The following is a 12,265-nucleotide window of genomic DNA, read 5'->3' as shown; positions in this document are numbered from 1 at the left end:
AACTTATTGTTCAATAAAAGTATTCATAAAAAAAACGATTTAAATATTCTTTGCTTAGAACAACCGATTAATCAGTTTAAACGACGAATTCAATAAAGCATCGCCTTTTAAGAATTGAATTCATTTTACTAAAAATTAGTATTTTATAGTTTAAACCTATAAAAAGATGATCTAAGTAATGATTTGAGTTTGACAGAGTTATAAATATTGCTCAAAACATATTAATAGAACATCAAAAAATATTAACTTTATCATCAATAAAGTTCACTTAATAACCTTTTTTTATATTGACAGATATATATTTCAACACTCTGTAAAAAACAGTGTAATTCAATTAGAATTACACTGTTTTTTTAAAATCCATTGGAGTCATTTTAAAAGAATTGCAATATTTCTTGCAGTTCGTTCAATATTTTCAAATGCATTTTCCAGCACTTTTTCAATTGGTACAATTGAAGGGATTGTTGGAAAAATCGCATCTATACCATGATTTGATAACTCTTCGATACCGTCTCCAATGCTTCCACAAATCGCGATAACTTTTGCATCGGGTGGCGCACATTTAGCTGCTCCTACTGGTGCTTTGCCAAATGCAGTTTGCCCATCCATTCTGCCCTCTCCAACTATAACAATGTCTGCGTCTTTACAAACCTCTTTTACGTTTAGTTGCTCAAGAACAAGTTCAATTCCTTTTTTTATAGTAGCATTTGCAAACAGCATGAGCCCCGCACCCATACCACCACCTGCACCACTACCCGGTATTTCAGACACCGATTTATCAAGAAAACGTTCTGCGATAGAATAAAAGCTTCTCATTGCTTGATCTACTTCTGCTAATCTATCAGTGGAAAGCCCCTTTTGTGGACCGAATAGATAGGTTGATCCATTTGTTCCAGTCAGAGGGTTAATCACATCAGCAGCAATTGTTATGTTTACTTTATCAAGTAATGGAGATTTATTTTTATCACTCATCGAAACTACTTTTAGTAATGCTTCACCATTACTTTCAATTGCATTTCCGTTTTCATCAAAGAATTGATAGCCAAGTGCAGTAGCCATTCCAATTCCACCATCATTCGTTGAACTTCCTCCAACTCCTATAATTAGTTCAGAGACTCCCTGTTCAATAGCGTAAATAATTAATTCACCAACTCCAAACGATGTCGTTTGTAATGGATTGCGCCTTTCAAGTGATACAAGATGCAAACCGCATGCCTCAGCCATTTCGATAAATGCTGTTTTATGATCTTTAGAAAATGCAATTTTAGCTTGAACTGTTTCGTATAGAGGGCCAGTTACTTCAATACTTTCAACCTTCCCACCATTTGAAGCAATTAATGCTTGAAGCGTACCTTCCCCTCCGTCTGCTAAAGGTATTAAATGATATTCAGCATTCGGAAAAACCGAATAGAAACCTTTATAAATGGCTTTGGCTACTTCAGATGCACTTAAACTTTCTTTAAAGGAATCAGGTAAGATTACAACCTTCATTCGTTATCCTCCTTAAACTGATACGGAAATAAATATCTGTTAAGGAAATTCTAATTCTCACAAATTGTTAAATCAAGAAAACAATTTTTCTTGTTTTTCCACTAACTCAATCTCAAATCCTAAATCTTCCAACATTGCATGGTCACTATTTGTTTCTTGTCCCTCTGTTGTTAAATAGTCACCAATAAAGATACTATTAGCTGCGTATAGTCCAAGAGGTTGAAGGCTTCGAAGATTTACTTCACGTCCCCCAGATATTCTTATTTCCTTAGTTGGATTAATAAATCTAAATAAAGCTAGTACTTTTAAACAATAGCGAGGATTTAGTTCGTTTACTCCTTCTAGTTTGGTCCCTTTAATAGCATGGAGAAAGTTTACTGGTATTGAATCTGCATCCAACTTACGTAAAGAACGCGCTAATGAAATGACATCTTCTTTTGTTTCCTTCATACCGATAATTGCCCCAGAACATGGTGAAATCCCTGATTGTTTAATTTTTTCGACGGTATCTACGCGATCCTGATATGTATGTGTTGTTGTAATATAACTATGATGCTCTTCCGAAGTATTTAAATTATGATTATATCGATCGACACCTGCTTCTTTCAGTTCACTTGCTTGATTTTCTTTAATCAGTCCTAGGCAGGCACAAACTTTTAAACCATATAATTCTTTAATTTCCTTAACTGCTTCAGTTACCACATTTACGTCTCGGTTCGTTGGTCCACGTCCACTTGCTACAATACAATATGTACCAGCTTTTAATTCATAAGCACGCTTTGCACCATCTACTATTTCTTCTTTAGATAAAAAAGGATACTTTTCAATTGGAGCGCTAGATATTGAAGACTGAGAACAATAGCCACAATCCTCAGGACAATACCCACTCTTAGCATTTATTATCATATTCAGTTTAACTTTTTTACCATAATAATGTTTTCTTATAACAAATGCCCCTTGTAAAAGTGAAAGTAAATTATCATCATCACATAACAAAATATTCATTGCTTCCTCGTCTGATATTTCCTTACCTAAAATTACTTCTTGTGCTAATTTAGTCCAATTCATCTTACACTCACCATCCCATTTATTTTTTTTCCATTAATTCCTGCATTTCAAATAACTCTTTATCCGTGAAGAAATCCTTCTGTTTTGGAATCATTCCAAGAATCTCATGCCCAGTTAATTTTCCAATCATGACTAGATTATCTTTTTCCATTTCACTTAAATTTGATGGTACGTTGTTAATAATCAATCCTTTGACATCAATGTTATGTGACTTTAAGTATTCCGTCGTTAATAGTGTGTGATTGATTGTACCTAACTTTAAAGTAGTAACAATCATTACAGGTAAGTTTAATAGTTTAATTAAATCAATAGTGCCAAAATTTTCTTTAATAGGAACCGCAATTCCTCCAGCACCTTCTACTAAAATAACATCGTGTTTCTCTTCCAATTGCTTATATTTTTCTAATATGACATGCTCATCAATAAATACATTTTCTAGTTTACTAGCCAAATGTGGTGATACCGGAGTTTTAAGTGTGTATGTATTGTAGTAACTAAAATCTTCTGAGAGCTTTAATTTTTCCTTATAAAACGCTACATCTTCTCCTATCATTTGATCGTTTAGATTAACTGTGCCACTTTGAACTGGTTTATAAGGAACTGCGTCTATTCCTTTTCGTTGCAAACAGGCTATTAATTGAGTAGTTACATAGGTTTTTCCAATATTCGTATCGATACCTGTAATAAAATATCCTTTTCCCATCTTATGCTGCCACCTTCTTTCCTTCGACTCTTGCTTTCGCAAAATGAGCATATAAACGTACTGCCAAGACTCCTCCGAAAATGGCTAACAATAAATCTTGACCAATACTATATACCATCCCCATCATCAGAACTGCTTTTAATGAAATAGGGCTATCTAACCATGTATTTAAAGAAATATAAACATAAGTAATTCCCAAAATATAAACAATCACTAAACCAATCACATTAGCAAAAATAAAGTGTTTAAGCTTTGGTTCCTTTGTTTTTTCAATTATGTATCCTATAACAAATGCTGCAACGATAAACCCTATTAGATAACCAAACGTAGGCTTTAAAATATATTCTGGCCCTCCACCTGAAGCAAAAACAGGTATCCCAATTAAGCCAATTCCAACATATAACAATTGACTCATCATCCCTCTTTTACTTCCTAAAAGACAACCAGCTAAAAATACAAACAATACTTGAAGTGTAAAAGGAATCACTGGTAATGGAATCTTTATAAAAGCTCCAATTGAAGTAAGTGATGCAAATAATGCTATTACTGTTAATGACAAAGTTTTGTTTTGCAAATGAATCCCCCTATTAATTTATGAATTTGACAAACTAACAAAATTAAATTAACATGCAAATTAAATATATGTCAACCTAACTTTAGTTTTTGGTTAACATATAATTTAAGGGGGATAACATATATGGAATACGAAATCTATCAAGAATTATCTTCAAAAAATAAGCAGTATCTTTGGCATCCATTTACTCAGATGAAAGATTACATAAACGAAGATCCGCTGATTATTTCACACGGAAAAGATCGAAAATTATATGATGTTTTAGGAAATGAATATTATGATGGAGTATCTTCTATTTGGTTAAACGTCCACGGCCATAATATTCCAGAATTAAACGAAGCGATTAATGAGCAATTACAAAAAGTAGCCCATTCTACACTTTTAGGAATGGCCAATGTACCTTCCATTCTTTTAGCCGAAAAACTAGTGGAAATTTCTCCAAAAGGCTTAGAAAAAGTATTCTATTCAGATTCAGGGGCTACATCTGTTGAAATCGCGATTAAAATGGCATATCAGTATTGGCGTAATATCGGAAAATATGAAAAAAATACTTTTGTAACAATGAAGGAAGCATATCACGGCGATACAATTGGGGCTGTATCAGTAGGAGCGATCGATTTATATCACCAGGCGTATGATGAGTTGCTTTTTCCAAGTATAAAAGTTTCTTATCCTCATCTTTACCGTTCAAAATACGAAGGAACTGAACAGGAAATGATCGCAGCCTATATAAAAGAGGTTGAAGGTTTATTTATCGAAAAAGCAAACTCAATCGCTGCATTAATCATTGAACCAATTGTTCAAGGTGCTAGCGGAATTATTGTCATGCCAAATGGATATTTAAAAGCGATCCATGAGTTATGTATAAAATATGATGTATTATTAATCGCTGACGAAGTTGCAACCGGATTCGGTCGAACAGGGAAAATGTTTGCTTGCGAAAAAGAAGATGTGACACCAGATATTTTAACTTGTGGAAAAGGATTAACTGGTGGATATTTACCGGTAGCAGCGACATTAACAACAAACCGAATTTATGAAGCTTTTTTAGGTTCTTATGAAGAGCAGAAAACCTTTTTCCACGGCCATAGTTATACTGGTAATCCGCTTGGTTGTGCTGTTGCATTAGCGAATCTAGAATTATTTAATACTACTCACTTATTACAGCATGTTGAAACGATTGCTGCCTATATTCAAAATAAGTTAGTAAAATTTAACGATTTAAAACACGTTGGAGACATTCGTCAGAGTGGATTGATGATTGGGATCGAACTTGTCCAATCAAAAATATCCAAAGAAGCTTTTCATTGGAATGAACGAATCGGAGTTAAAGTAACAAAAAGAGCAAAAGAACTTGGGCTTTTGACTCGCCCACTTGGAAATGTCATTGTCTTTATGCCTCCATTAGCTTCTACAGAATTGGAGATAAAAGAAATGTTAGATATCCTCTACAATGCCATTTCTGATATTACAGAACCTTGTTAATTAGTAAAACGAGCTAAATGAAAAAAGGAACCATGAATTGTCCAAATGGATTATTCATGGTTCCTTTAATTGAATTACGAGCTTTTTAAGTTTTTAAGATTTTTGGATTCTTCTTAATGTCATTGATAGCATGAAGGCAGCAACGATCGCTATAATCCCATTAATAAAAAATGAAACAGACGCTCCAAATTGTTGCCATAACCATCCTGTAAGCAAAGAAGCTGGAAACAAACCAATTCCAGAAATCATTGCATAAAAACCAAGTGCCGTTCCTTTTGAACTAGAACCTGCTATTTCTACGACTAGAGCTTTCTCGACACCTTTTGTTAAAGCTGAATATAGGCCATATAAAATAAAAAGAGTAATGAAACCAATGAATGAGTGAACTTCTGCAAAGCCGATATAAACAACTCCATATAAAGCATATCCTGTTGTTAAAATTCCTCTGCGTCCGAATTTATCAGAAAAAGCGCCTGATACATAAGAAAGTGAAGAGGCAGTAAGGTGGAAAATTAAAAACATTAATAAAACATTCTGATTCGACACGCCAAGATTTGAGGCCCTTAACAACAAAAAAGAATTGGATGAATTAACGATTGTAAACATTAATACAATCAGTAGTAATTTCTTAATATCGGAATCTAAAAGCTTCCAACTAAAATGAACGTTCTTTGACTCGTTACGACTACTTCCCTCTGGCTGTTTTTTTCGTTCTTTTACACAAAATAATATAAGCCATCCAATCGATACTGGAATTAACGAATACAAAAATACATCCTTAATATTTTTACTACCTTCCATTTGCATAATGACGATCGCTGCCCCAATTCCCAGAGAAGCTCCAAACATATCCATCATTTGGTGGATTCCAAATGCTCTTCCTTGTTTATTTTTCCCACCTGATTCCGAAATTAAAGCATCCCTTGGAGCCGTTCTGATACCTTTTCCTGTTCGGTCAACAAGCTTCCAAAAGAAAACTCCTATCCAAGTACTCGAAAAAATTAGGACAAGCCTCCCTATTCCTGATAACCCATAACCAAAAATCGCCATTCTTTTTCTATTTTTCAGGCGATCTGATTGAATACCTGAATATAATTTCAGCACACTTGACAAGCTTTCTGACAAGCCATCAATTATCCCGATTATCATTGGGCCTGAAGATGAAAGTAAGATCGGTATAAGTGGTGTAACCATATAGGAACCCATGTCAGTAAAAAAGCTAACTAGGCTTAAAATCCAAACATTTTTGGCCTTCATAATCAGCCTCCCAAAATGATGTGTAAGGAAAGTCTATTCGCTACAAACTTATGATACTTTCGCCTCTTTCATATTCATTTTTAAAAGTGATACAAAACGGAACATTTCTAATGAAAATATGACTCCACTTAACCAAACTGAACTAATTACAAATCCAGCAGCAATATCACTTGGTAATAAATGATGCAGATACACACTACTTATTGAATAGCCCAAAATAACTAAAACAAACATGAAGAACATCACGATTGTAAATAAATAATTTTTATTGTGACGAATTAACATAACAAAAAAATAACCTAAAATTGACAAAATCAACATCGATTTTTCATTTGGAAAGTTTTGACTGACATTCGTTCCAAGCATGTAATTAAACATCCAAGGGATCATGATTGAGAGAATAAAAATTCCAATCAAAGTAGATAGAAAAAATATCAGTTCAATCCATTTATTTTTATTGTTTACAAATATCACGAGAACTGTGATTAGTGAGATTGTCCCTAACACTTTCCAAGATGACAAGGAATAAATAAAATTCATACTTGCATGCCAATGTGGATTAAATAAATTAAAAACAATCGTTTTAAATACGTTATTGAATTTAACAAATTCATTTGCAATTTTGTCCTGAATTAATCCGACCATTAAGATAAAAAACGTAACAAATAATACTAGGCAAGTTAAGATGATTAGTTTAATTTTTATGAAGCTCTTAAACCTCTTAAAACCTGATTCAAAAATTAAAATTAGTGACTCTTTAATTGCTTCCTTATTAGCTTTTATTACAAAGAATACAAGAACTAAGAAACCAAATAGAATACTTGCTAATAGTAACCATTTTTTAATTTCTTGTTGATATAGATCCCATTTAGGTCCCATTACTTGTCCTAACCAAATAAACGTTCCAACCCAAAGAAATACTCCAATATAAGAAAATATAGCAAAAGATCGAAATGGTAGTTTAATGATTCCAGATATAATGCTCGCGAAATGTCTGACTCCTGGAATAAAGAAAGAAATTATTAATAATACCTTTCCATACTTCCCATACCATTTAGACATTTTCTCTATCTTATCTGGTCCCATATGGATATAGTGACCATATTTACGAAAAAAAGGTACACCTAGCTTATATCCGAACCAAAATGATATCGTTGCCCCTAGTATACCGCCCAATCCAGCGGAAATAATGGAAAGAACAATATTCATCTTTCCTTGAAAGCATAAAACTCCAACATAACTCATTAATGCTTCATTTGGAATTGGGACAATAATCAATTCCAGCATCAATGATAAAAAAAGAATGATATAGCCATATTGATTTAATAATTGCATGATTTCATTCATATTAAGACCTCAATTTACTATAACCTAATAATATTTATTACTTTATTAAACCTTACCAAATAGAATAAATAACTCTTATTCTGTCTAACATTTTCAACAATTTTAATACTAATTAACCCATTGTGCAAACAAAAGCAATAATCTTTTTGTGACGAGCCATAAAAAAAAGAAAAACCATTTCAGGTTTCTCTGTATTACATTCTATGAAACTTAACCATTATTTAAAACTTGATCATTAATCATGCCAGATGTATTGAGTTACCTATAAATTATGTAATTAAAGCTTTTTAAATCGAATTGGGCTTACCATTAAAAATGCTAAGATTAAGGTAATCCAAGCATTACTATATGAAAACATCCCCATCCCTGCTAGTGGTAATCCAGCCGCTGGAATAGGCAAGCCTTTAAAATACCCAATTGTCGGCTTTACACTAAACTTTGCTAATCTTAATGCCCCCATTGTTGGAAAAAGGATAAATGCTAAAGAAGTTAAAACGGAAGGAGCGGAGATTGAATGGAATAAAAGTGCAGGTGCCACACCGAAACTAACAATATCAGCTAAGGAATCTAATTCTACTCCAAATTCACTGTTCACCTTTAATTTTCTCGCAACCCTACCATCAAGAAGATCAAAAACAGCCGATACGAAAATAAAAATAGCGGCAACTACCATAAACCCACTCATATTAAATGTAATTGAAAGAACACCACATAATAAATTGCCGATTGTTAGTAAATTAGGTATCGCTTTAGCTAATTGATTGAACAAGATATCCCCACCTGACTTTATCAATTCATATCATTACAATAGTATCTTCTTTCTATTCTTTCGTTATTCTTAAAATCGTTATTGTGATTGATTAAAACTCTATTGATTACTTTGGAAAACGGTCATTGTGTACTAATTTTGTATAAACCATCTCATACTTTTGTTATAATCATAATGATTGAATTTTCATTCAAAAGTAGGTGCTACATAATGTATTTATACTTAGATACAAAAATACTTGTTACTTTGCTCTGCATGGGCTTCTTATTTACATTAATCATTACTAGTGCTTATGCACTTAATCATAAAAAGGATTTAACATTTAAAACTTTCTTTATAGCAAAATGCTTTCAGAGTTTAGGATTGTTTTGTATGGTTTTTCGTGGAGAAATTCCCGATTTTCTATCAATTTTTTTGACAAATTCATTATTAATTATGGGAACAGCCTTCGAAGTTATAGCGTTGTTTAATCTTCAAACTACTCTTTCCGCTAAAACCAAGAAGTTCTATTTTTTTTTGACTCTATTCATTTTGACCGGTCTATATTTTATTTTTATGTTTTATAGCAAAGAAAACATACGTATTGCCTATTACTCCATTGTTACTGCTATCATCTTATTCCCGATTTATAAGATGGTTTTTGATAAAACCTCTACCATTCTTATGAAAATCATAGGTAGTTTCTATCTTCTTGTAATTGCGGCTTCATTAGTCAGAGGTGTGACTGCTTTACTTTCACATACCATTTCAACAAGTTTCTATACTCCCGGAGCTTACCAATTGATTTCTCTACTGACAATTTACCTTATTATAAATTTAGGTAATATTGGATTCATTTTGTTAATGAAGGAAAAAGTAGACTTCCAGTTAATCCATTTAGCTAGTTATGATGATTTAACTGGTACGTTGAATCGGAGAGCTTTTACAGAATATGCAGAGCAATCGCTCACTAATTATGCGAAGAAGGGACAAGCTGTATCCTATATGCTTTTTGACGTGGACAATTTTAAAACAATCAATGACACCTATGGGCATCTAGTTGGTGACAAAGTTCTCCAAGACCTCACAACGAGAATTAAACTTCATTTAGGCAAAGATGATTTGTTTGTACGTTATGGAGGAGATGAATTTGGTATTCTGTTTCCTGGAAAAAATGAAGCTGAATCAAATGAAATTGCTAAGCAAATTAATCAACTGTTTAATGAAGCGTCTAAAAATAAATTACCCGTTACATATACAATTAGTATTGGTGTTCTTACATTTTTCCCAGATCAGAATACGCAATTAGAAAATATCTATTCTACTTGCGACATGGCCCTTTACAAGGCTAAAACCAACGGACGAAACGGCATTTTCAGGAGCCAAACAGAAAAATTCCAATCGATTTCATAGTTAAAACTTTATGGTGTGATTTTGCTTTTTTATGTGGCCCTGTTTTAAGAGCAGGAGCAAGGAAAGGCAGGAAAAAGGATTTCCCTAACGAACTTTTGTCCTGCTTTCCCTGCCCCCTATCTAATTGACGCTCCGTTTACTTTACGAATAAATTTCCCTTGTTTTAATACTACAATCTTATCCCATGAACCATTCATCGGTAATGTGATTTTTCCTCTGTAAATCCCTTTCGAAATCTTATTAAGTTTCACATCAACTTTGTGATTCATACTTTTCATTTTCAAGATAATTTCTACAGAATCCACATTAACTTTAGCATTTTTATTATTTGTTAAATTCACTTCATAATTATGTTCAAAGTTTTTAGTCGTTGATTGATCTGAAAGTGACACTACAATACTATCTAAATATTTATTAGAACTTTGTACTTCTGTTTTTCCACATCCAGCTAAAATAACACTTACTAAAACGATCGATACGATTACCCTTTTTACTATAAATGTCATAAGACACCTCTTTTTTTCTTCTCATTTTTTATTAGAATTCAAAATAAAATGCTAAGTACAGTAAGGAATACTTAGCATCAATTATTTTTACTGTAATTCAGGACGACGAACCTTATTCTTTATAAATTTCACAGTAAATTCGATCATTCCAATAACAAAGATTGATATTCCTACTAACGGCATTAGTAACCCACAGACTACAGAAATTAATAAAACACCTAGATAGAATTTGTTTCCTTCAGTAGCTTTTGGAATACCACTTTTGCCTTTTACACGGCGTTTCCACCACATTGTGATTCCACTAAATACAATCAAAATAAGTGATAAACATGCAATAAGAGCAATCACTAAATTTGCCACGCCAAAATATCTACCTTCATGTAAAGCAATTCCAGTCTCAATCATTTTATCGAATGGACTGTAATCGTTCCAACGATAGTCTAGTAATATTTTCCCACTGTACTGGTCAAGATCCATCGTTACATAGTTTTTAACACTTCCAGCTGCCCAACCATAAGTTGAAATTAAGTAAACACCTTTCTCTCCCTCTGGCATCGTAATTGTATAGCCAGGGTAAATATTCGCTATTTCAGCTATTTTTATAACATTTTCAATTGGTAACATTCCATTATTACTGTAAACAGATTTTGGAACAGGCATATTTTCAGCTGCCCAAGGTGTTTTGGCTACATCCTTGTTTATTTTATTTGATTGTATCGTTCCATCCCATAAATGCTCTGGAGCATTTGAAAGCTTTGCTTTTGCAACAAATGTATTTAATCGTTCGCCAAAAGAACTAGCCCACGGTAGTCCGGTTAATACAAGTAATAACAAGATAATTGTCATCCAAAAACCTGTACTAGCATGTAAATCTCTCCAAAACACTCGTGATCCTTTTCTCATTCGAATACGCAGAATACTTAAAAATGATTGCTTATTACGTGGGAAGTATAAATAGTATCCTGTAATTAATAAAATAATTACCCATGATGCTGATAACTCAACAAGATTATCTCCCAATTTTCCTGCCATTATCTCACCGTGGAGTTTTACAATGATTTCCATGAAACGTTTATCATTTTGCAGTTCACCAAGAACCTTACCTGAGTATGGATTTACAAAAACTGTGTAACTAACATCGCCTTTTGCAATTCCAACCTCTGTTGCACGTTTTAGATCCTTAACGTCTGTAAAAGAAGTAATCGCGTCATTTGGATAACGATCTTTTACAGCTTTTAACTGTAAGCTTGGCGTAATTTCTTTACTTCCTTCTTTTACATAATACAAATCTCGATCTAACATCGGCTCCACATAAGGTCTAAATAAATAAATTGAGCCCGTTATCGCCAACAAAATTAGAATCGGTGCAAAAATCATTCCTCCATAAAAATGCCATCTCCAAATCGTTTGATATAGAGATGTCTTTTTCGAAGAAACTTGTTCAGTTTGGACTGAATGGTATTGTGTGTTTATCTCCATTAAATTTTACCCCTTAAGTAACTTATATCTTCTTGAGAAAGTATAAATTTCAATTGTGATAAATTAATGAAATTTTAATGAAGAAATCGTGTTAGTTTGATAATTTTGAAAACAAATTAATGAAATTACCATAAATAAAATAAGAGCTGATAATTCAGCTCCAAGTGTGTAGACAAAGTCCTATTTATCTGATT

The 12,265-nt window shown here is 32.9% G+C and carries 11 protein-coding genes; 2 read left to right on the top strand and 9 right to left on the bottom strand.

Features of this window, described 5'->3' with window-relative positions; translation table 11 throughout:
• Positions 1–369: 369 nt before the first annotated feature.
• The 4 genes from B7R67_RS21160 to B7R67_RS21145 all read right to left on the bottom strand — a co-directional run bounded on the left by B7R67_RS21160 (position 370) and on the right by B7R67_RS21145 (position 3,836).
• Positions 370–1,491, bottom strand: coding sequence for a glycerate kinase (locus B7R67_RS21160; RefSeq protein WP_088072979.1), 1,122 nt, complete (start codon positions 1,489–1,491; stop codon positions 370–372).
• Positions 1,492–1,563: 72 nt separating this feature from the next.
• A complete protein-coding gene (gene bioB, locus B7R67_RS21155; protein ID WP_088072978.1) occupies positions 1,564–2,559 on the bottom strand; it encodes a biotin synthase BioB in 996 nt (331 codons plus the stop codon).
• Positions 2,560–2,578: 19 nt separating this feature from the next.
• Positions 2,579–3,262, bottom strand: a complete 684-nt coding sequence (bioD, locus tag B7R67_RS21150; RefSeq protein ID WP_158095164.1) for a dethiobiotin synthase — start codon at positions 3,260–3,262, stop codon at positions 2,579–2,581.
• Position 3,263: 1 nt separating this feature from the next.
• Positions 3,264–3,836: a biotin transporter BioY gene (locus tag B7R67_RS21145; RefSeq protein WP_088072976.1), complete on the bottom strand. Its 573-nt coding sequence runs from the start codon at positions 3,834–3,836 to the stop codon at positions 3,264–3,266.
• A gap of 123 nt (positions 3,837–3,959) precedes the next feature.
• Here B7R67_RS21145 and bioA point away from each other — a divergent pair, with 123 nt between their 5' ends.
• Positions 3,960–5,321: an adenosylmethionine--8-amino-7-oxononanoate transaminase gene (gene bioA, locus B7R67_RS21140; protein ID WP_088072975.1), complete on the top strand. Its 1,362-nt coding sequence runs from the start codon at positions 3,960–3,962 to the stop codon at positions 5,319–5,321.
• Between the two features lie 93 nt (positions 5,322–5,414).
• Here the strand turns inward: bioA and B7R67_RS21135 are convergent, their stop codons facing one another.
• From B7R67_RS21135 to pssA, 3 genes are all read right to left on the bottom strand, one after another.
• Positions 5,415–6,578, bottom strand: a complete 1,164-nt coding sequence (locus B7R67_RS21135) for an MFS transporter (protein ID WP_088072974.1) — start codon at positions 6,576–6,578, stop codon at positions 5,415–5,417.
• A 48-nt stretch (positions 6,579–6,626) separates the two neighbouring features.
• Positions 6,627–7,925, bottom strand: a complete 1,299-nt coding sequence (locus B7R67_RS21130) for a VTT domain-containing protein (RefSeq protein ID WP_088072973.1) — start codon at positions 7,923–7,925, stop codon at positions 6,627–6,629.
• A 277-nt stretch (positions 7,926–8,202) separates the two neighbouring features.
• Positions 8,203–8,694 (bottom strand): CDP-diacylglycerol--serine O-phosphatidyltransferase, encoded by a 492-nt coding sequence (pssA, locus tag B7R67_RS21125; protein ID WP_088072972.1) that lies wholly within the window; start codon positions 8,692–8,694, stop codon positions 8,203–8,205.
• A 210-nt stretch (positions 8,695–8,904) separates the two neighbouring features.
• Between pssA and B7R67_RS21120 the strand changes: the two genes are divergently transcribed.
• Positions 8,905–10,086 (top strand): GGDEF domain-containing protein, encoded by a 1,182-nt coding sequence (locus B7R67_RS21120; RefSeq protein WP_158095163.1) that lies wholly within the window; start codon positions 8,905–8,907, stop codon positions 10,084–10,086.
• A gap of 116 nt (positions 10,087–10,202) precedes the next feature.
• Here B7R67_RS21120 and B7R67_RS21115 read toward each other — a convergent pair whose 3' ends face one another.
• Both B7R67_RS21115 and B7R67_RS21110 read right to left on the bottom strand, forming a co-directional pair.
• A complete protein-coding gene (locus tag B7R67_RS21115; RefSeq protein WP_088072970.1) occupies positions 10,203–10,592 on the bottom strand; it encodes a FixH family protein in 390 nt (129 codons plus the stop codon).
• 87 nt (positions 10,593–10,679) lie between these two features.
• The gene (locus B7R67_RS21110) at positions 10,680–12,071 is read right to left on the bottom strand and encodes a PepSY-associated TM helix domain-containing protein (RefSeq protein ID WP_088072969.1); all 1,392 of its coding nucleotides are present in this window, start codon (positions 12,069–12,071) and stop codon (positions 10,680–10,682) included.
• Between the last annotated feature and the right edge of the window lie 194 nt (positions 12,072–12,265).

Origin of the sequence: Gottfriedia luciferensis, assembly GCF_002156865.1 — a bacterium.
Taxonomy (GTDB): Bacteria; Bacillota; Bacilli; order Bacillales; family Bacillaceae_G; genus Gottfriedia; species Gottfriedia luciferensis.
The sequence above is the reverse complement of the archived record's forward strand: the minus strand, read 5'-3'. Positions and strand labels throughout refer to the sequence as shown.

Bases quoted from the DNA above. Each gene is read 5' to 3' on its own strand.
- B7R67_RS21135 (WP_088072974.1), bottom strand. From the start codon at position 6,578: ATGAAGGCCAAAAATGTTTGGATTTTAAGCCTAGTTAGCTTTTTTACT.
- bioD (WP_158095164.1), bottom strand. From the start codon at position 3,262: ATGGGAAAAGGATATTTTATTACAGGTATCGATACGAATATTGGAAAA.
- B7R67_RS21160 (WP_088072979.1), bottom strand. From the start codon at position 1,491: ATGAAGGTTGTAATCTTACCTGATTCCTTTAAAGAAAGTTTAAGTGCA.
- B7R67_RS21115 (WP_088072970.1), bottom strand. From the start codon at position 10,592: ATGACATTTATAGTAAAAAGGGTAATCGTATCGATCGTTTTAGTAAGT.
- bioB (WP_088072978.1), bottom strand. From the start codon at position 2,559: ATGAATTGGACTAAATTAGCACAAGAAGTAATTTTAGGTAAGGAAATA.
- B7R67_RS21130 (WP_088072973.1), bottom strand. From the start codon at position 7,925: ATGAATGAAATCATGCAATTATTAAATCAATATGGCTATATCATTCTT.
- B7R67_RS21110 (WP_088072969.1), bottom strand. From the start codon at position 12,071: ATGGAGATAAACACACAATACCATTCAGTCCAAACTGAACAAGTTTCT.
- bioA (WP_088072975.1), top strand. From the start codon at position 3,960: ATGGAATACGAAATCTATCAAGAATTATCTTCAAAAAATAAGCAGTAT.
- B7R67_RS21120 (WP_158095163.1), top strand. From the start codon at position 8,905: ATGTATTTATACTTAGATACAAAAATACTTGTTACTTTGCTCTGCATG.